The sequence below is a fragment of the Sphingomonas glacialis genome (genome assembly GCF_006439055.1).
Taxonomy (GTDB): Bacteria; Pseudomonadota; Alphaproteobacteria; order Sphingomonadales; family Sphingomonadaceae; genus Sphingomonas; species Sphingomonas glacialis_A.
The window spans coordinates 60,555-80,768 of record NZ_RCZC01000007.1 but is presented as its reverse complement, the minus strand read 5'-3'; the positions used below and the strand labels follow the sequence as shown (position 1 = coordinate 80,768).

Annotated in this window: 12 protein-coding genes; 6 read left to right on the top strand and 6 right to left on the bottom strand. The window is 67.0% G+C overall.

Going from position 1 to position 20,214, the window contains the following annotated elements; all coding sequences use genetic code 11:
• Position 1: 1 nt before the first annotated feature.
• Positions 2-1,351: an FAD/NAD(P)-binding protein gene (locus tag EAH76_RS18765; protein WP_140851913.1), complete on the bottom strand. Its 1,350-nt coding sequence runs from the start codon at positions 1,349-1,351 to the stop codon at positions 2-4.
• A 203-nt stretch (positions 1,352-1,554) separates the two neighbouring features.
• Between EAH76_RS18765 and EAH76_RS18760 the strand changes: the two genes are divergently transcribed.
• The 6 genes from EAH76_RS18760 to EAH76_RS18735 all read left to right on the top strand — a co-directional run bounded on the left by EAH76_RS18760 (position 1,555) and on the right by EAH76_RS18735 (position 8,754).
• Complete coding sequence (locus EAH76_RS18760; RefSeq protein WP_140851804.1) at positions 1,555-2,505, top strand: fatty acid desaturase; 951 nt, start codon at positions 1,555-1,557, stop codon at positions 2,503-2,505.
• Positions 2,502-3,311, top strand: coding sequence for a phosphate/phosphite/phosphonate ABC transporter substrate-binding protein (locus EAH76_RS18755; RefSeq protein ID WP_194151043.1), 810 nt, complete (start codon positions 2,502-2,504; stop codon positions 3,309-3,311). Before EAH76_RS18760 ends, EAH76_RS18755 begins: the two co-directional genes overlap by 4 nt.
• Before the next feature lie 184 nt (positions 3,312-3,495).
• A complete protein-coding gene (locus EAH76_RS18750; protein ID WP_140851803.1) occupies positions 3,496-4,098 on the top strand; it encodes an alpha/beta hydrolase in 603 nt (200 codons plus the stop codon).
• Between the two features lie 135 nt (positions 4,099-4,233).
• The gene (locus tag EAH76_RS18745; protein ID WP_140851802.1) at positions 4,234-6,750 is read left to right on the top strand and encodes a TonB-dependent receptor; all 2,517 of its coding nucleotides are present in this window, start codon (positions 4,234-4,236) and stop codon (positions 6,748-6,750) included.
• Positions 6,751-6,836: 86 nt separating this feature from the next.
• Entirely contained in the window at positions 6,837-7,571 is a 735-nt protein-coding gene (locus EAH76_RS18740; protein ID WP_140851801.1) for an SDR family oxidoreductase, read from the top strand.
• A 106-nt stretch (positions 7,572-7,677) separates the two neighbouring features.
• Positions 7,678-8,754, top strand: a complete 1,077-nt coding sequence (locus tag EAH76_RS18735; RefSeq protein ID WP_161989093.1) for an aldose epimerase family protein — start codon at positions 7,678-7,680, stop codon at positions 8,752-8,754.
• Here EAH76_RS18735 and EAH76_RS18730 read toward each other — a convergent pair.
• The 5 genes from EAH76_RS18730 to EAH76_RS18710 are packed head-to-tail and all read right to left on the bottom strand — an operon-like array spanning position 8,751 to position 20,044.
• Complete coding sequence (locus EAH76_RS18730) at positions 8,751-11,618, bottom strand: TIM-barrel domain-containing protein (protein WP_140851799.1); 2,868 nt, start codon at positions 11,616-11,618, stop codon at positions 8,751-8,753. The two genes, EAH76_RS18735 and EAH76_RS18730, sit on opposite strands and share 4 nt — an antisense overlap.
• A gap of 35 nt (positions 11,619-11,653) precedes the next feature.
• Complete coding sequence (locus EAH76_RS18725) at positions 11,654-13,867, bottom strand: WD40/YVTN/BNR-like repeat-containing protein (protein WP_241659788.1); 2,214 nt, start codon at positions 13,865-13,867, stop codon at positions 11,654-11,656.
• Positions 13,864-15,396: a tryptophan halogenase family protein gene (locus tag EAH76_RS18720; protein ID WP_140851798.1), complete on the bottom strand. Its 1,533-nt coding sequence runs from the start codon at positions 15,394-15,396 to the stop codon at positions 13,864-13,866. The genes EAH76_RS18725 and EAH76_RS18720 overlap by 4 nt, the downstream gene beginning before the upstream one ends.
• Positions 15,393-16,943 (bottom strand): tryptophan halogenase family protein, encoded by a 1,551-nt coding sequence (locus tag EAH76_RS18715; protein ID WP_140851797.1) that lies wholly within the window; start codon positions 16,941-16,943, stop codon positions 15,393-15,395. The genes EAH76_RS18720 and EAH76_RS18715 overlap by 4 nt, the downstream gene beginning before the upstream one ends.
• A gap of 56 nt (positions 16,944-16,999) precedes the next feature.
• Positions 17,000-20,044, bottom strand: a complete 3,045-nt coding sequence (locus EAH76_RS18710; protein ID WP_161989092.1) for a TonB-dependent receptor — start codon at positions 20,042-20,044, stop codon at positions 17,000-17,002.
• Positions 20,045-20,214: the final 170 nt, after the last annotated feature.

Sequence of the window (20,214 nt, the reverse complement as noted above, 5' to 3'; positions counted from 1 at the left end):
GCTACAGCCCTTCCGCCACCCAATGCGCGTTCGACACGCGCCGCGCGAGCGTCCAGGCCTGGCCACGGATATCGGGCACCGCGACGATCTCCCAGAAGGCGCCGCGCGTCATCGGACCGATCGCGAAGATCCGCTCGTTCGCCGCGCCGTCAGCGCCGAGCGTGCGCATCTGGGCATCGACGTCGATCCCGAGCCGTGCCGGATCGGGGCGGATCACGCCGCGCGTCACCAGCGCCTGCAGCACGGGCTCGCGCGCTCGCGCCAGGTCACCCTGCGGTCCGGTACAGTTTATGATCCGCTGGACGACCCGCTGCTCGGCGGCATCCGCACCCCGCGGACGCCAGCGCACCGCGACGCCGTCGGGACCCGCCTCGGTCGCTTCGATCTTGCCCGCGACGATCTCGAGCCGCCCGCTTGATCGCAGCGCGGCGAGCCGCGCCGCGACGTCGGGCGCGAGGCGATGGCGGTGGATGTCCCACCAGGGCCGCGCATGGCGGATGAAGCGGGCGCGTTCGGCGGGCGAGGCTGCGCGCCACATGTCCTGCGTGAACGGCCGCAATTCATCGATCGCACTGCGCCAGCCGATCTCCGCGGCGCGCGTCCGCAGCGTGCGAACCAGCGCCGACAGGACCGGCGCCGGCCGATCCTTGATCGCGACGAACGGCGCACCCGGCGCGGCGTGCGCATGCGGCAGCAGGCCGCGGCGCGACACCGCCAGGATCCGCCCGGCAAACCCCTTCGCCTCGAACAGCAAGGCGATGTCGACCATCGTCAGCCCGGTGCCGAGCACCATCACCGTATCGTCCGCGCCCAATCCCTCGGTCGCGGCGGGATCCCAGCAATTGCCGGCATAGCACGCGCTCGGCAACGCCTCGGGCGCGATCCCCGCAGGCGTGTGCGGCGCCAGATTGCCGACCGCGAGCACCGCCGCATCGGCCTCGACCTCGCTGCCATCGGCGAGCACGACCCGCACGCCGTCGGTCTCGACCAGATCGACCACCTCACCGCGGACGATGCGCAGCCGGTCGGGATGGTCGGCTGCCGCCTGGTCCAGGAGATCGCGCAGATAATCGCCATAGACGAGCCGCGGAACGAAGGTTTGCGGCCCCGCCGCCAAGCCGCGCGCCGCGAGCCACCCCACGAAATGGCTGGGGTCGTCGGGAAACGCGCTCATATTGGCGGCGCGCACGTTGAGCAGATGCGTCGGATGCGCGGCGCCATAAGCGAGCCCGGTCCCGGGATCGGCCTGACGATCGATCAGCGTCGCGCGCGGTCCGTCGTGGCGCACGAGGTTGATCGCCGCGAGCGACCCGGAAAACCCCGCGCCGACGATAGCGACATGCTCGATCATGCCAGCCACCCGGCCGGGTCGTAGTGCTTCAGACACATCATATCCGCTCCTTGGTCGCACCCAGAACGCCCGAACGCGCTCGCCCCAGCCCGCGGCGGCGAGCGTCGAACGCGCGCAAAGCACAGCTTAGCCGATTGATAGTTTTGAGCAGCTTCAATTCCCATCGCATTGGTGGATTATAGCGTACCAGTCGGAGAACGCTAATGCTGCTTACCCAGGAAGACGTGCTTTCCCCTCTTCCACCGACCAAACACACGCCCGCGGTCGCGTCCCCGCCCCGCCCGGTGGTCGAACTGCCGACCTTGCTGCTCGCGGCCGCCATCTATGGCGGATGGCTCGCGGCGACCTATTGGCACGCCGCGATCCCAGCTCCGCTGCTGCTGCTGATCGGTGCCTGGCTGATCGCCTGGCACGGCTCGCTCCAGCACGAGACTATCCATGGGCACCCGACGCGCTGGCGCTGGCTCAACGACGCGATCGGTTTCGCGCCGCTGGCGCTGTGGCTGCCCTATGCGCTCTACCATCGCAGCCATATGGCGCATCACCGCAGCCCGGCGATCACCGATCCGCTGCACGATCCCGAATCGCGCTATGTCGCGAACGGCGACGGCATCGCCGCGGCGAGCGCGCGGCTGCAAGCGACCTTGCTCGGGCGCGTGCTGTTCGGCCCGGCGCTGGCGATCGGCGCGTTGCTCGCCGACGAAGCCCGCCGCGCGCGGCGCGAACCCGGCGCGGTGGTGCGCGACTGGCTGCCGCATCTGCTCGGCGTCGGCGCGGTGGTCGGCTGGCTGGCCTGGACGCGCTTTGACATCGGCGCCTATCTGCTGCTGTTTGTCTATCCCGGCATCGCCCTGACGCTGCTGCGCTCGTTCGCCGAACATCATGCCGAGCTCGGCGTGCCCGGCCGCGCCGCGACGGTTGAGCGGGGCGGGCTGCTCGGCCTGCTCTATCTCAACAACAATCTCCATGCCGCGCACCATGATCGCCCCGGCCTCGCCTGGTATCGCCTCCCCGCACACCATCGCGCCCATCACGCACGGCTGGTGAGCGCGGGAGCGCCCGCGTATCGCGGCTATGCCACGGTGCTGCGCCGCTTCGCGCTGCGACGGCACCACGTGCTGGTCCACCCCGCGCATCAGGACGCGCGCGCATGAGCCGGCCGATCGCCTCGCTCGCGATGTACGACCATCCCGCGCAACACGCGGCGAACGACCATCTGTGGGCGGAGATCGCGCGCCGCCTGCGCGCGCGCGGCGTGGCGGCGCCCGAGACGCTCGACCGGACGCGATCGGTCGAGGCGATCTGGCGTGATCCGGCGCTGCTGTTGGGCCAGGCGTGCGGCTATCCGCTGGTCAGCCAGCCCGATCTCGCGCTGCGCGTCATCGGCGTGCCCGTCTATGCCGCGCCCGATTGCGCCGGTGGCACGCATGTCAGCTATCTCATCGCGCGCGCCGCCGACCCGGACACAACGGTGGCGGACTATCGCGGCAAGCGGGCGGCGATCAACGCGCACCATTCGAACAGCGGCTACAATCTCCTCCGCGCCGCCATCGCGCCGCTCGCGATCGACGGGCGCTTCTTTGCGGCGGTGGTCGAGACGGGATCGCACCGCGCGAGCATCGACGCGGTGCGCGAGGACCGCGCCGATCTCGCCGCGATCGATGCGGTAAGCTATGCCGCGCTGCGCCGTTTCGAACCTGCGGCGATCGCCGGGCTGCGGATCCTCGCCACGACCGCGGACTCGCCGACGCTGCCCTTCGTCACCGCGCGCGGGACGAGCATCGCGACGGTCGCCGCGCTGCGCATTGCGCTCGCCGAAATCATCGCCGACCCAACGCTCGCCGAGGCGCGCGCCGCACTGTTCCTCGCCGATATTCTGCCGGGCGGGATTGAGCGGTACGCCAGCGTCCGCACGCGCGAGATCGACGCGATCAAAGCCGGCTACCCGGTGGTCCGATGATCCGCCGCCCCATGCCGTTGGCCGCAAAGAGACGGGTTCGACTCGGCGCACACCCAGCGCTTTCCGGCGATTCGCCTATTGCCGATCAATGCGATGGGAATAGGCTCCGATCGTGGAAGCGCAGCCCGAGTCGGCGCGATAAGATCGTCGCACCGGGCAACCCTGTCTCGAGAGGAGAGCCGTCATGACGCGTGCAATCGAGCCGCCAATCGACCTTCCCACGCCGATCCTGGTGAGCGTAAAGGGCGACCCCGCCGGTTTCCCGATTCCGGCCGGCATCGCGCTGGATCTTTCCAAATTCCATAACGGCCGCTGGGCGCTCCAGCTCGACGCCGTGCTGGCGCGCCGTGAGGCCCCGGTCGTCATCGTGGCGCATGGGATCGCCTGCCGCGCGGTTGCCTGGTGGGCGCAGCTGTCGCCGCGCAGCTATTTGCGCGCGGTGAAGGGCGCACTGTTCCACGCGCCGCTCCAGGTGGGGTTCGACGAACTGGCTGCGGCGGCAGCAATGCAGAATGGTCCCGCCTGTCGCCTGCCCTTTCCCTCGGTTGTCATCAGCGATCCGTCGTTCCAGGTGGAGGAAACGCTCGCGCTGGCCGATAGCTGGGGCAGCCGCTTCGTCGCGACCGACGCCGCCCGGTCGGCGACGGCGAGCAACCGCCACGCCCGCTTTACCGCTACGGAGGACATGCTGCTGTCGTATCGCGAGACGTACGTGCCGGCCCATGCGGCGAAGCAACAACCGGCGCGCCCCTTCACCATAGCGCTTTCGCCCCCGCCGCCGGACTAAGACCCGATGATTGGGTCCTTTCTTGCGGATCCGGCCATCTGTCACCAAGCTTTCACATAATCATCACGCAACTGAAACGACCCGTGCGTAACGGCCACCTCAACGGCGGAACAATCCGCCGAAGGGGAAAAGATCATGTCGCTTCGTATCGCGATCCGCGCCACCGTGTCCGCGACGGCGCTCGCCGCCGCCGGGATCGGCGCGCCACTGCTGGCGCAGACCACCATCGCCCCGGTCGATCCGGCGCCGACCCAGACCACCGATGCGACCGACGACAGCGCCACCGCGATCGTCGTCACCGCCAAAGCGACGCGCTCGGCCACCGCGATCCCGCAGAGCGAGATCCAGAAGATCCTGCCCGGCGTCTCGCCGCTGAAGGCGATCCAGACGCTGCCCGGCGTCCTCTACATCTCGGCCGATCCATGGGGGAATAACGAGCAGAACGCGCAGATCTTCATCCACGGGTTCAATTTCCAGCAGCTCGGCTACACGATGGACGGCGTGCCACTAGGTGACCAGAATTACGGCAATTACAACGGCTTGTCGCCGCAACGTGCGGTCATCTCGGAGAATGTCGGCCGGATCGTGGTGACGACCGGCGCCGGCGATCTCGCGACCGCCTCGACGAGCAATCTCGGCGGCACGATCGAGACCTTCTCGGCCAACCCGCTGCCCCGGCTCGGCGCACAGGTCGCGCAGACCTTCGGCAGCTATGGCACGTCGCGCACCTATGCGCGGATCGACAGCGGCAGCTTCGGCGCAGGCGGCACCAACTCGGTCTATATCTCGGCGGTCCGCCAGCGCAGCCGCGCCTGGGATTTCCAGGGCGTGCAGGGTGGCTGGCAGGCCAATGCCAAATTCGTCCATGATGACAGCATCGGCAAGCTGACGCTGTTCTTCGACTATTCGGACAAGGCCGAGCCCAATGAGGACGCGACCACCTTCCGCATCCCCGCAACCAATGCGGTCCCGGCCTATACCCCGTACATCCGCCCCTATTTCTACCCCGATCTCGGCGCGATGCGCGGCTATATGGATGCGTTCGGCAACACGCCGGCGGCGGCCGGCGGCAATTACCGCAACTATTATTCCGACGCGCAGCGCACCGACTATCTCGGTTATGCCCGCTACGACGCGCATCTCGCGCACAACATCACTTGGTCGACGACGGGCTATTTCCACCACAATGACGGCGTCGGCGTCGTCGCCGGACCGCTCGGCCAGTCGATCACGGTAATCCAGGCGTATCTCGATCCGAACTACGCCACCGCACCGCATTACGCGACCAACGCAAACGCCTCGGCCGCTCTGGTCGCCGCGACCGGCGGGTCGGGACTTGTGACGCGCACCACCGAATATCGCATCGATCGCGAAGGCGTGATCTCGAACCTCGCGCTCGATTTCGGCGCGCATCACATCGAGCTCGGCGGCTGGTTCGAACATAACAGCGCGACGCAGTGGCGTCGCTGGTACGCCGTGCCGCTGTCCTCGCCGGGGCTCAGCACGCCCTATATCCGCCCGCTCAGCGTCGAGCAGCCGCTCTTCACGCAATATCAGGGCGAGGCACGCGTCGAGACGCTTCAGCTCCATGCGCAGGACAGCTGGAAGGTCACCGATCGGCTGCAGGTCGAGGCGGGGCTCAAGACCAGCGCGCAGTGGGCAAACGGCTATTTCGTGGTGCAGCCGGTCAAGGGTTCACTCTCCGGCCTGACCGGCGCGCTTCCGAGCGGACGGATCAACACGCTGCGCTGGTTCCTCCCCGCATTCGGCGCGACCTACGAGGTCACGCCGCACGAGCAGCTCTATTTCAACGTGCAGAAAAACCTGCACCAGTTCATGACCTATCTCGGCGGCGGGTCGCTCTCGCCGTGGTTCACCGGCAGCCAGACCGCGTTCGATGCGTTCAAGCAGCAAGGCCGTCCCGAGACCAGCTGGACCTATGAAGCGGGCCTGCGCACGCATCGCAGCTTCAGCGGTTTGGTCAGCGGGCTCGACGCGCAGATCAATTACTATCACGTCGTCTTCAACGACCGCCAGCTCGCGATCGCGACCAACCCCGGCGGCATCGCCGGCGGCGCGATCACGGGCGGGACGTCGATCCTCGTCAATGTCGGCAACGTCCATACCGATGGCGTAGATGCTGCCTTCACGGTGCATCTCGGCAAGACCTTCTCGCTCTACAATGCGGCGTCGTACAACAGCTCGACCTACAAGAGTGACTATACCTCGACCGCGAGTGGGATCGGCGCCGCGACGGGGAGCTGCATCGGCGGCTTCACCGTCGTCAGCGGCGTCGTGCCGACCTGTGGCAAGCAGGTGCCGGGTTCGCCGAAATGGCTCAACAAGACCGTCGCGACGCTGAACGTCGGGCCGTTCGAGGCACAGCTGATCGGCGATTATGTCGGACGGCGGTTCGCGACCTATACCAACGATACGAGCGTGCCGTCCTACTTCCTCACCTCGCTGCGGATCGGTGCGAAGCTTCCGGCCGAGATGGCGCATCTCAGCAAGGCGGAGATCAGCCTCAACGTCACCAATCTCGGCGACGTGACGGGCGTTTCGACCGTTTCAATCGGCTCGGCGACCAACAGCTATTCGGCCTATCCGATCGCGCCGCGCCAGGTGTTCGTAACGCTGTCCGCAGCGTTCTGAGCGCAGCCGCGCGCGAAACTTCCTCAGCGCCAGCGTGTTACATCGACACGCTGGCCGCCGCGGCCTCGGTGTGAAGGAGTGACGCGATGGACATGCAGGATCTGAGCGGAAAAGTCGCCGTCATCACCGGCGCGTCGAGCGGGATCGGAGAGGCGACCGCGCGATTGCTCGCCAAGGAGGGCGTGCAGGTCGTGCTCGTCGCACGGCGCAAGGACCGGATCGACGCGCTCGCCGCCGAGATCGGCGAGAGCGCGCTCGCGATCGAGACCGACGTCGCAGATCTGTCTGCCGTCCAGGCGATGGTCTCCGAAGTGAAGGCGCGCTTCGGTGGGATCGACCTGCTGTTCAACAATGCCGGGATGGGCATCAACGGCCCGTTCGCGGACAGCAAGCCCGACGACTGGAAGACGCAGATCGACGCCAATCTCTACGGCGTGCTCAACTGCACCCACGCCGCCCTGCCGCTGATGCACGGCCGCGCCGGCGCTATGGTGTCGATCGTATCGAGCGTCGGCGGGCGCTACGGCATCGCCGGCTGGTCGGTCTACAACGCCACCAAATTCGCGGTGGTCGGCTTTGCCGATGCGCTGCGCAAGGAAGTGGGCGATCAGGGCATCCGCGTCTCGCTGATCGAGCCCGGCTCGGTGTGGACCGAATGGGGCCACAACGTCCCCGAAGCGGTGATGCGCGAACGTCGCGAATCGCTCGACGCGCTCCAAGCCGAGGATATCGCCCAGGCACTGGTCTATGCCTTCGCCCAACCGCCGCGCGTGCTGGTCGAGGAAATCCTCGTCCGCCCGGTCAAGCAGATCACGCCGTAAGCCAGCAGCACGGGGCGGAATAGCTCGCCCGACGCTGGTCTCCTGCCCTTGGCACGCGCTACAGAATGGCCCGGGTCGCCAAAATTACGGCACCCGCGGAGCGAACATGCGCAAAATCCTGATTCTCCTCGTCTTCACGCTCGCGTCTTCGGCCAGTGCGCAATCGACCGACGCCGCGATCGAGCTGCGCAATGCCACCGGCATGGTTGTCCGCTTGATCCCGTTCGGCGCGACAGTGACACAGATCGAGGTCCCCGACCGCGAGGGCAAGCGCGCGAACGTGCTGCTCGGCTTTCCCACCCCCTCCGAGTTCCGCGCGAAGAACGGCAAGGTCTCGTTCGGCGCGACGATCGGCCGCTATGCCGGACGGATCGGCGGCGCGCGCTTCGCGATCGACGGCAAGCCGGTGCAGCTCGTCGCGGACGACGGCCGCAACGCGCTCCACGGCGGCGGCAAGGCCAAGTTCGACACCCAGCAGTGGACGGTAAGCGCGCGCAGCGCCCGCGCGGTGACGTTCACGCTCGACAGCCCCGACGGGTTCCAGGGCTTTCCGGGACGTCTCCAGGTCGCGGTGACCTATCGCCTGATCGCGGGCAATGCGCTGCGGATCGACTATGCAGCGCGCACCTCGAAGCCGACCGCGCTCAACCTCACCAACCACGCCTATTTCAACCTCGCCGGCGAAGGCAGCGGGTCGATCCGCGCGCAGCGGCTGCAGGTGAACGCGATGCGCTATGTCGCGACAGATGCGGGCGGTATCCCGACGGGCGCCTTCCCCGCCGTTGCCGGCACGCCGCTCGACCTGCGACAGCCGCATCCGCTCGGTCCCGGCATCGACAGCCGCGTGCCGCTGATGGGCGAGCATGGCTACAACCATGGCTGGCTGTTCGACAAGCCGCTCGGCAAGCTCGCGCCCGTCGCGCGGCTAGACGACCCGGCGTCGGGCCGCACGCTCACGGTCGAGACGACCGAGCCTTCGATCACGGTCTATTCGGGCGGCTATATCGATGGGCAGGACAAGGGGCCGAGCGGCCGGGTGATGCATGCGTTCGACGGCGTTGCGCTCGAGACGCAGCATCTGTCAGACAGCCCGAACCACCCGGACTTTCCGACCACGCTGCTGCGCCCCGGTCAGGTCTTCCGCTCCACCACGATCTGGCGGTTCGGCGTCAGCCCGCGCTAGCGCCGCTTTCTGGCGAGCTCGACGGCCCCGCCGGTGTAGCGGACCTCGGCATCGAACGAATCGTCCTTCGCCGGCTGTCCCTCGCCGACCCATTTCACGCGCAGCGTCCGTGCCGTCGGCATCCCGGTCCAGCCAGCGCCTTCGCGCTTGCCGAAGCGGACCGTTCCGGTGCGGTCGTCATAGGCGATCGGAATGCGCGAATAGGCGCCCGTCTTGTATGCCATCGACCGCCCGTCATCCTCGTACAGCGAGAAGCTGCCGTCGGCGCCGGGATAGACGAGGATCGTCAACGGCGCGTCGCGGCGCTCATCGACATATTGCGTGACAGGGCCCGTCGGCACGATCGACCCCGCGCGCACGAACAGCGGCAGACGCTCGAACGGCGCATCGACCGTGGCGCGCGTTCCGCCCTGATAGGCGCGGCCGGTGTCGAAGTCGTACCAATGCGTGCCCGCGGGGAAATAGACCGACCGCGAGCGCGCCTTGTACGCCGTCACCGGCGCAACGAGGAACGCATCGCCGAACAGATATTCGTCGTCGATCCGGCGGACCTCGCGGTCGGCCGCATAACCCGCGGCAAGCGCGCGCATGATGCTGCCGTCCTTGAGATAGGTGTCGGCACCCACCGTGTAGATGTAGGGCATCAACCGATAGCGCAGTTCGTCGTAGCGGATCATCGAAGCGCGCATCGGCGAGCCTTCCGGGCTGATCTCATAGATCTCGCGATAAGGATATTCGCCATGGCTGCGGAACAGCGGGCTGAACGCGCCGAACTGGAACCAGCGCAGATTGAGCTCGCGCCACTCCTCGAGATTGGCCGCGGTCGGCGTCTTGGTCGAGAAGCGATCCTCGAGCGCAAAGCCACCGATATCGTGCGTCCAATTGGGGATGCCCGACATCGACGCGTTGACTCCCGCCGAGATCTGCGCGCGCAGATCGTACCAGCGGCTAGCGACGTCGCCCGACCAGATCGCCGCGCCGTAGCGCTGCAACCCGGCGAAGCCCGAGCGCGTGAGCAGGAACGGCCGCACGTCCGGCTTGTACGCGCTCCAGCCGTCGAAGAAGGCGCGCGCGTTCATCAGCGGATAGCTGTTGAAATATTGCGCCGCCGGCCCGGCCGCGGTCGGGCCCATCGCGTCGATCCGCTCGGGGATCGAAGTGTTCGAATGCATGTCGGGTTCGGACGCATCCGCCCACCAGGCGTCGACCCCGAGCTTGGCCAGCCGATCCTCGATCTGCTTCCAGAAGATCGTGCGGCCCGCGGGCGCGTACGGATCGTAGAACGTGCTGGCGAAGCCCGGCCCGACCCAGTCCTTGTTCCCCTGCCGCAGATTGCCCTGATAGGCGACGCCCGCCGCCGCGAGCTCCTTATAGGTGTCGGTGGTCGGATAGAATTTCGGCCAGACCGAGATCATGAAATTGGCATGATCGCCGTGGACGTCGGCGAGCATCTTCGCCGGATCGGCGAAACGCGTCGCATCGAAGCGGTGGCTGCCCCATTCGGGATCCTTCCAATAGCGCCAGTCGAGCACGATGTTGTCGAGCGGAATCTTGAGCTTGCGATACCGGTCGACGACGCCGGTCAGTTCGTCGGCGGTCTCATAGCGCTGGCGCGACTGCCAGAAGCCGTACGCCCATTTGGGCATCATCTCGGATTTGCCAGTGATCTGGCGATACCCCGCGATCGCACCGTCGATGCTGCCGCCGGGGATGAACCAATAGTCCTTCGCCTGCCCGACCTCGCTGGTGAACCACAACGAATGGCGATCGGCCTCGGCCAACGGATCGCTGTGGAAGAAAGCGATATAGCCCGCATTGGGCTCCCACTCGATGCGGATCGCAACCGGCTTGCCCGCGGTCATCGGCAGGTCGACGTTCGCGTACCACGGGTTCCAGTTCTGCCGCCAGCGGTCGAGAACCAGCTTCCCGTCGGCATAGATCTTGTAATAGCTCGACCCGTAGAGCTTGAACTTGTGCGTGCCGGTGGCGGTCGGCAGCACGTCGCCGCTCCACACCACGGTCTGCTTCTGCACCGCATTGCCCGCGGTGTTCTGCCCGCCGGTCGCCGCGACGGTGCGCGCCTTGGCGGCCTCGGGCCATTTCGTCTGGTCCTTGATGTACTGATAGTCGATCGTGGCTTCCTGCCGGGTGACCGCGGGCTTGCCGTCGAGGAAATACTCGGCGCGCCAGCCGGGCTTGCCGCCGCTGCTGACCTTCATCCCTTCGCCGACAAAAGCGTAGGGCGTGGGATTGCCGACGCGCGTGATCGAATTGTTGTCCCACAACAGGCCGTAGCCGCGCGTCGAGACGACGAACGGCACGCCGATGTCCATATTGTGCTGCGCGAGTTCGACGTCCTCGCCGTTATAATCCATCTGGCTGTTCTGGTGCTGACCGAGGCCGTAGAGCGCCTCGTCGGTGCCGCGATTGAACTGCTGCGAGACCGAGACGAAGGGCTTGCCGTCGGCGGTCATCGCGTTGAAGCGGACCGGGCCGGATTCGGCGAGCAGCGGCTTGCCGGCGGGATCGAGGAAGCGGACCTGCCCGGTCGCGAGCGCGACTTCGGCGGCGGTCTTGGCGGTGGTGATCCGTACCTGCCCGGCGGACTCGGCCACCTGGAACGCCCCGGCGGCGGGCGGCTGGGCGACCATCAGGCTCGGCGATCGCGGTGCCGCCCCGCTGCCCTTCGGGATCGTCACGACGTGGATGATCCCGTCGCCATGGACGCTGAGCTCGACGCTCGCGGCGGAGCCGTCGGCCGGCGTCACCGTCACGCCACCTGGGGTTCGCTCGAAGCTTTGCGCGTGCGCGGCGACCGCGCTCAGCGCGCTGCCGAGCAGCAGCGCGGTTATCAGGGGTTTCATCGTCATTCTCCCGGATGGCGTATTGGATCGAAGGATTATCGCACCGCCATGGGGTCGCCGTAGAACAGCCCCCGCCCGTCGGTGCCGAGATAGACGCGGCCCGCGCGTCGCGGATCGCCCGAGACGACGCGGTAGCGCCCGCCCCAGCGATGCGCGTCGTCGTCGATGCGCGACCAGGTCTTGCCCGTATCGACCGAGCGCCACACACCTCGAACGCCGTCTAGCGAGCCGACCGCGAACAGCCCGTGCTTGCCAAGCCCGAACAGCTCGACGCGCAGCGCGCCGCTGGCCGGCACGAAAGTCATGCCGCTATCGGTGCTGAGAAACAGTCGCTCGCCCGCCTGGAGCCACAGCGTTCCCGTGCGGTCGGGAGCGGCGAGCAGCGCGCTCTGTGCCTCGCGGCCCTTGCGGCCGGCTGGCGTGAGATCGGCGGGCAGGCCGCGCGCGGCGACGGGGGCGAAGCTGGCCGCCGCATCGCGCGAGACGAGTAACTGTCCGCGGTCTGTATCGACCGCATAGAAGAGGCGCGGATCGCGCTTGTCGGCGACGGCGCGGATCTTGCCCGGCAGGCCGCGCACGACCGACCAGCTTCGCCCGCAATCGCGCGAGACCTGCGGCACCGGAGTCGCCACCACCATCGTCGCGCCGTCCGCCGACACGCTGATCGGCCAGTCGCCATTGAGATCCTCGCGTTTGGCGGGATCGCCCATCGGTGGCAGCTTGAGCGGCGTCCAGGTCCGGCCGCCATCCTCGGAGCGCCCCATCGAGGCGTCACGCGGACGGTCGAGGTACAGGCTCCCAGTGCGCACGATTACGTTCGGTGCCATGCCGGCATAATCGATCGTGTTGGTGTTCGACATGTATGGGTTAACGAATGTCGGCTGCGGCGACCGGTCGAGATCGTCATGGACGAAGCCTGCCAGATCGCCGAAGCCCGAGATCAGCGGCGCACCGCCGGTCGGCGAGACGAGCGTGATGATCGCGGTCTGCTCGATGCCCGTGGTCCACGGCGTCCAGTCCACCGAGGTGCGGCCCAGCGACCGGGTCGCATAGACGGTCGCGCCGGTCGTGTAGGCGATATGGCCGGGATCGAACGGATCGATCGCGAGGCCGGAGATCCAGTGGCCGAAATCGGCGCCCTTGCCCTCGTGCAGCAGGAAGGGTGTCTGCGACACGTCGCGCTGGCTGCGCGCGCCGACGTCGTCCCAGCTGCGCCCGTCGTCGCGGCTGACCCAGAGCGAGTCGCCATGGCGATAGCGATCGACCGTGCTCACCGCGACGGTGCCGGGCTCCATCGGCGAGACCGCGACGCCGAGGAACGCCCCCTCCGCCCCGGTGTCGCGCCAGCCGGAAGGCGTTACGTCGTGCCCGACCCCGGTGGCGTCATAGCGCCACAGCGTCCCCGTCTTGATCCCACTCGGCCCGAGCCCGCTGGCATAACCGACCCACAGCACACCGCGGGGGTCGACGACGCCCTTCGCCGCCAGCAGCGCAGGCCCCGTAGCCGCGACCCACGTCTCGCCGCCGTCGTCCGAGCGATAGAGATGCGCTACGCCCGGATCGGCGATGCCCGCCCAAATTCGGCGCGACGGCCTTCCCGCGCCACCGTTCGTCGCGTCGATTGCGACGAAGGCCACGCCGCCATGCGTCGTCCGCGGTGCGGGCCGCCCAAGCCCCGCGACCGGGAACGCCGCAACCTTGCGCCAGGTCGCGCCCGCATCGTCGCTGCGCCACAGCCCATCGTGCCGCGAACCGAAGAACAGCCGCCGCGTATCATTGGGATCGACCGCGAGCCGCTCGCCGAGCCCGCGGCCATCCTCGTTGCCGCCCATCGCGAACGGCACCGGTGTGATCCGCCACGACCGTCCGCGATCCGCCGAGCGCAGGATCGCGGCGGGCTGGCCGGCGTTCATGCCGGCGGCCATGTAGACGACGTTCGGATCGCGCGGATCGGGGGCGATACTCTCTATCCCCATATAGCTCGGCACCGCATTGCCATCCTGAAGCGGCACCCACGCCTGCGCTTTTTCGTCCCAGCGATACGCGCCGCCCATGTCGGTGCGCAGATAGGCGAGGCCGCGCTCGGCCGGGCTGAAGACGATGTTGGGCGCATAGCCACCCGCGCCAACCTTCACGTTGGTCCAGTGATACGGCACCGCCGCGGGTGTCTTCGCCAAGCTCGGCACGGCAAGCGACAGCGCGACGGTCGCGATGATCGCCTGCCATCGTGCCGACACCGTACGGGTCACGCGGACTGTCGCATCGGTGCCGCGCAATGCTGCGCGATGAACTGCTCGTGCGTCGGCATCGCCGCTGCCGTCTTGTCGATCATGTCGCGGACATGCGCCAGGAAGCGCGCCGTCTCGCCCGCGGGCAGGACGGCGGCGAGCGGGTCGAACGACTGCGGGTCGATCCCCTGCCCCAACAGCACAGCGATCCAGCTGTCGGGCGTGAACAATTCGCCCTGTTCGCGAAAGACGCGCGCCTTGCCCGACCACAGTTCGAGCTTGGACTGCAGCGACTCCGGCAGCGCCATGGTGCGGCAATGCTCCCAGAACGGCGAATCCGAACGCTGGGTCGCATGATAATGCAGGATGATGAAGTCGCGGACCTGCTCATACTCGCGCAGCATCACGCGGTTATATTCGGCAGTTTCGACCGTGCTGAACCCGGTATCGGGGAACAGCGTCATCAGCCGCGTGATCCCCGACTGGATCAGGTGGATGCTGGTCGATTCGAGCGGTTCGAGGAAACCGCCCGAGAGCCCGATCGCGATGCAGTTCTTCTCCCACAGCCGATCTCGCCGACCAGCGACGAAGCGCAACTGGCGCGGCTCGCCCAGCGCCGTGCCCTCGAGCCCCGCGAGCAGCGCGTCGCGCGCGGCATCGTCATCGATATGCGCGCTCGAATAGACATAGCCGTTGCCGACGCGGTGCTGGAGCGGGATCCGCCAGCGCCACCCAGCGGTATCGGCGGTAGCGCGCGTATAAGGCGTCAGCGGCCCCTGTCGCGCGCTCGGCACCGCCCAGGCCCGGTCGCACGGCAGCCAGTGCTGCCAGCTCGTGAAGGGAACCCGAAGCGCATCGCCGAGCAGCAGCGAGCGGAAACCGCTGCAATCGATGAACAGCTCGCCGTCGATGCTGCGACCATCGGCAAGCTGCACCGCCGTAATGGAACCCGCATCCGGGTCCTTATCGACCGCGACCACCCGCCCCTCGACGCGGACGACGCCATCCTGTTCGGCCAGATTGCGCAGGAAAGCAGCGTACAGCGCGGCATCGAAATGAAACGCATAGGACAGCGTCGACAGCACCGATTGCGGATTGGCGCTCGGCCGGTTGAAGCGCCCGCGCCGCGCCGCCACCGCCGACAGGCAATAGTCGCCGATCGATCCCGGATCGCCCGCGCCCGAAGCCCGCTGGCGCAGCCAGAGCTGATGAAACGACACGCCCTCGACATCGCGGCCATGCGTCCCGAACGGGTGCAGATAGGCATCGCCGAGCCGCGTCCAGTCGCGAAACTCGATCCCCAGCTTGAAGGTCGCACTGGTCGCGCGGACAAAGGCGTCCTCGTCGATCCCGAGCATCCGGTTGAAATCGAGCAGCGACGGGATCGTCGCCTCGCCGACCCCGACGGTGCCGATCTCCTCGGATTCGACCAGCGTCACCGACACGCCGCCCGCGACCAGCCGCGACAGCGCCGCCGCGGTCATCCACCCCGCGGTACCGCCGCCGACGATCACTACCTTGGTGATCCGCCCGGAACCCGCCTCGCTCACGCCGCCGCCCGACCGCCGAAGCGGCGCGTCTGCGCATACTCGACCAGATCGCGGTTCGACGGCAGATTGGCGATCGCATATTCGGCCTGGCGCCGCACCTCGGCGAACGCGCGGCGCGCATCCTCATGATAGCGCAGCGCCCCCGCCTTCGCGCTCAGGTCGGTCTTCCAGCCCATGCCGTAGAGCACGTACTGCCAGCTCGCCTCGGTGAAGATGTCGATCTGCCCGTCAATGTCGAGCTCGTTCGGCGGCCGGAAGCGCCAGCGGTCGAGCATTTCGAGCAGGCTGTCGGGCACCGAGGCGTCGGCGACATTGTCGCGCCAGAACGCGGTGTCGCGCCGCTCCGAGATGCAATAATGCAGCTTGATGAAATCGAGCGCGCGTTCGTAGCGGCGCAGTAAATTGGCGTTGAACTGGCGCGCCGACGTCTCGTAATCTCCACCCCAAGGGAAGAGGTTGGCGATCATCCCCGCCGACACTTCGGCGAACGCGATGCCGGTCGCCTCGAGCGGCTCGAAGAACCCGCTCGACAGCCCGACCGCGACGCAGTTCTTGACCCAATTGACCTCGCGATAGCCCGCCTCGAACTTGAAATGGCGGACGTCGGCGTCGGCCCCGGCGGCACCCAGATAGCCGCGCAGCACCCGCTCGGCGGCTTCGTCGTCGGTGTGGTCGGAGGAATAGACGTGCCCGATGCCACGCCGGCGATCGAGCCCGATGTCCCAGATCCAGCCCGATTCCTGCGCGGTCGAAATGGTGTACGAGGCGATCGGATCGCTCGGCCGCGCATAGGGCAGCTGCGCGGCGATCGCGCGATTGCAGAAGAGCACGTCGCGGCACGAGCGGAACGGGACCTTCATCGCCTTGCCGATCAGCTCGGCGCGAAAGCCCGTGCAATCAACGTACAGGTCCGCATCGAGCACGCCGTTCTGCTCGGTCCGCACCCCGGCGATCGCGCCGTCCTCGGCGAGCAGCACTTCGTTCACGGTGTCGGTCAGATGCCGGACGCCGTTCTTGATCGCCTGCTCGCGCAACAGCCCGGCAAGCGCGATCGCGTCGAAATGGAACGCATAATTGAGCGGCCCGACATAATCGGGATTGGTCGGCAGTTTGGGCGCACGCTGCCGATCGGCGGCCTTCTTCTGCGGGTTGGAGACCTCGTCCCAATTCTCCGCACCGCCATGGCCGAGCAACCAATAGGGCAGTAGATCGAGCCCGTCGCTCGCATCGGCGACCTGGAACGGGTGCGAATAATGATCGGTCGCGCCCTGCCCCGGGGCGTGGCGCCAGTGCACGAACTTGGCACCCTGCTTGAACGTAGCGCCGCAGCGCCGGACGAGCTCGGCCTCGTCGATGCCGATCGTCGCGAGCGTCCGCCGGATCGTCGGGAAGGTCCCCTCCCCGACGCCGAGCACGCCGATATCGCGCGATTCGACCAGCGTGATCGCAACGCCGTCGGGAAGATCCGCACCGAGCCGCTTGGCGAGATACCCCGCCGTCAGCCACCCGGCGGTCCCGCCACCCACGATCAGCACACGCTTACGCATTCCGCTCCTCCGCTCGGTCGCCCGCCGCCATCACATCGGCGGCGGGCGCATCATCGTCAGAAGGCGAGGTTGATGCCAGTGCTGATCCGGCGATCGGACTGGAACCAGCTGCGGCCGACGAGCTTGCCGTTGGGATATCCGCCCATCAGCGTACGCTGCATCGCCGCGGTCAGGTTCGTCCCCTGGATGCCGAACGACAGATTGTCGGTCACCTTGAAGCGGATTCCGGCGTCGATCGACCCATAGTTTCCGCCATAGATCGGCAGCGCGATCTGCGTGGAGGTATCGGCGCCACCATCCTGATTGGTGATCACACCCGGCGCGCTGTAATAGGTATAGGCCGAGTTGGTGCCGTTGCTGTTGGTCGACAGCAGATATTGCGAGCGCCACGAATAGGCGATCCGCAACGAGACCGGGTTGCGCTCATAGAGCAAGGTCGCGTTGAAGTTGTGCTTCGACAGACCGGTCAGCGGCGCGTCGTTCTTGATGGCACCGGTGATGTCGCGGTAGATATCGCCCGGGTTGCTGCTCTTGATGAAGGTGTAGTTCCCCTCGAACCCGAAGCCGGCAAGCGCGCCGGGCAGCATGTCGAGGAAGAAGCGACCGCCGACCTCGACGCCCTTCACGGTCGCCGCCTTGGTCGAGTTGATATAATCGGTCGCCGACGCCGAAACGGTTTCGGTTTTGCCGTCGGTATAGACGACCGTAACCTGACGGTTGGTCAGCGAGTAGATCGGCAGATCGGTCAGCCGCTTGTAGAAGGGTGCGACGTGGAACGACGTGCCCTTGCGCCCGTAATATTCGAACGACAGATCGAAATTGTTCGACAGCGTCGGCTTGAGCAAGGGATTGCCGGTGTCCGCGGTGAAGTTAGTGAAGTTCCCCGGCTGCCCTGCAACCGCATTGCCCGTCGTCGCGACGCCGACCGACCCCGAGGCCCGCAGCGCGCTGAAGCTCGGCAGATCCATAGTGACGTTGTAGCCGCCGCGGATCTTGATCCGATCGGTGAGGGCGTATTCGAGGTTCACCGACGGCAGGACGCGCGTGAAGTCGGCCTTGCCGCCACGCGCGACGAAGGTGTTCGCCAAGGTCTGCAGAACGCCGTTGCGGATGAACGGCGTGCCGCCATTCTGCTGGACGTACCCGCTGCCCTCGTTCTCGATATGCACGACGCGCACGCCGACGTTACCGGAGATGCCGGGCTCGTTGCCCTGCGGCCCGAAGCGCACCAGCGCATAGCCGGCGGTGTTCTCGGTGCGGTTATCCACCCGGTCGCCCGGCAGGACGAACCCGGGGGTCCGGATCCCCGACGCCCCGCCATAGCCCGTAGCGGGCAGTTGCCCGGCGGCCGAGCAGTCGAACTCGATCCCGTTGCAGAAGCCCGCGGGTGGCGACTGCACCAGCCCGGTGCGGTTGACGTTGAAGCGCGACGCCAGATTCTCCGATGCGAACATCAGATTGCCCGGCAGCGTTGCCGCGCCGCGGAAGAAGTCCTTGAACGCGTGCGTGGCGACGTCGCCCTTTCCAGCATTCGCATAGGTCAGCTGCGGGTCGCCGTTCCAGCCGCGGCCGAGAGCGGTCCAATTGTAGCCGTTCGAATAGTCGCGCTCGGTCCGCTTGGCGTAGCGGCCGCCGACCTTGATCGAGCGGAAGAAGCTGTCTTCGAACTTGTATTCGGCATCGAGCTGCGCGGCGTCGAGCCGGCCGGTGTTGTTCTCGTTATGCGGCATCGATGCCGACCAGAAGTAATTCGCCGGGTTGTTGAACGACGCCTGGGTCGCGGGGCTGACGCTGATCTGCGGCAGGTCGCCGCGCAGGTCGATGCCATAGCTCTGGCCGAAGCCGAGATCGCGGAAGATGTCGATGCGATCATAGACCTGATGCGAATCGACGCGCTGCAGCGAGCCCTTGATCGACAGCGGGCCGTCCTTCGGCGCCCAGACGAACGACAGCGAATAGTCGCGCGTTACCGTGTTGCTCTGGACGAAACCCTTGTTGCCGCTGCTGGTGATCGACTGGCCGGTCGGCGCGAAGGTGTTCGGATCGCGATTGAAGATCGCCTTGGTGCTCGTCAGCAGACCATTGCTGTCGAACGTGCTGCTCGCCGGATCGACCGCGAGCGTCTGCGAATCGAGCTGCGTGCCGTAATCGCTCGACTGGCTCTTGTAGCGCGACTGGAAGAAGCTGCCGGTGAAGATCAGCGATTCCGCCGGCTGCCACTGCGCCGCGCCGTAAATGCCGTAGCGCTTGTACTGAAACGCCTCGTCGCCATAGGCGAAGCCGCTCGGGACGTACTTGTTGGTGCCGTCGCTGAGCGCGGTCTTGAAGTACGGGCTGGTGCGGATGAACTGCGACAGCGAGCTGAACTGGCTGAACGCGATGTCGCCGAGCAGGCCGATCCGGCCGATCGGCGTATCGAACGAGTCGGTGACGAGGACCGAGCCCGAGGGATCGGCCTTGTTCGCCATATCGCCAACCGCGAGCTCGCCCGTGCCCGCGACATGGAACTTGCCGTTGAAGTCGAACGGCATCTTGGTGCGCAGATCGATCTGGCCGCCGGTGCCGCCTTCGATCAGATCCGCCGTCGACGCCTTATAGACATCGACCGCCGACATCAGCTCGGGGGTCACGTCGCTCCACAGGATCGCGCGGCCATTGTTCGCGCTGAAGATCTCGCGACCGTTGAGGCGCGATGCCACGCCGGTCAGACCGCGCACCTGCACGCCCGAACCCTGGACCGAATAGTGATCGGGATCGCCGAGCGCTGCGAAGCGGACGATCGACACGCCCGAGACGCGCTGAAGGACTTCGGTGATCGAATTGTCGGGAAGCTTGCCGGCATCATCGGCGACCACGGAATCGACGATCGTTTCGCTGCGGCGCTTGCGCTCGTCGGCGGCCTGGAGCGCGGCGCGACGGCCGGTGACGACGATATCGCCGCTTGCCTCGGGCGCGGTCGGCGTGGCGACGTCCTGCGCGGGCGCTGCGGCCTGAGTGGTGTCCGGCGCAATCGGCTGCGTCTCGGCCTGGGCCCATGCGGTTCCGCTGACACCGGCAGCGAGCAACGCGGCCAGCGAAACACCGGCGCGCATCGCAATCATGCTACGATGATGACGAACGAAATTAGACGTGAACGCTTTCATTTACCCCCCCTTTTGCGCAGTGCCGACACAGCACCGCACCTGCAACGTCGCACCTTATCGAGGTGCTTCTGGAAATTTTGTTAGCGGTAGCATGTTTAAATAACAACTCCATTTTCACTGGTGATACT

Excerpts from the sequence above, each read along its gene's own strand:
- EAH76_RS18765 (WP_140851913.1), bottom strand. The coding sequence starts at position 1,351 with ATGATCGAGCATGTCGCTATCGTCGGCGCGGGGTTTTCCGGGTCGCTC.
- EAH76_RS18760 (WP_140851804.1), top strand. The coding sequence starts at position 1,555 with ATGCTGCTTACCCAGGAAGACGTGCTTTCCCCTCTTCCACCGACCAAA.
- EAH76_RS18755 (WP_194151043.1), top strand. The coding sequence starts at position 2,502 with ATGAGCCGGCCGATCGCCTCGCTCGCGATGTACGACCATCCCGCGCAA.
- EAH76_RS18750 (WP_140851803.1), top strand. The coding sequence starts at position 3,496 with ATGACGCGTGCAATCGAGCCGCCAATCGACCTTCCCACGCCGATCCTG.
- EAH76_RS18745 (WP_140851802.1), top strand. The coding sequence starts at position 4,234 with ATGTCGCTTCGTATCGCGATCCGCGCCACCGTGTCCGCGACGGCGCTC.
- EAH76_RS18740 (WP_140851801.1), top strand. The coding sequence starts at position 6,837 with ATGGACATGCAGGATCTGAGCGGAAAAGTCGCCGTCATCACCGGCGCG.
- EAH76_RS18735 (WP_161989093.1), top strand. The coding sequence starts at position 7,678 with ATGCGCAAAATCCTGATTCTCCTCGTCTTCACGCTCGCGTCTTCGGCC.
- EAH76_RS18730 (WP_140851799.1), bottom strand. The coding sequence starts at position 11,618 with ATGAAACCCCTGATAACCGCGCTGCTGCTCGGCAGCGCGCTGAGCGCG.
- EAH76_RS18715 (WP_140851797.1), bottom strand. The coding sequence starts at position 16,943 with ATGCGTAAGCGTGTGCTGATCGTGGGTGGCGGGACCGCCGGGTGGCTG.
- EAH76_RS18710 (WP_161989092.1), bottom strand. The coding sequence starts at position 20,044 with ATGATTGCGATGCGCGCCGGTGTTTCGCTGGCCGCGTTGCTCGCTGCC.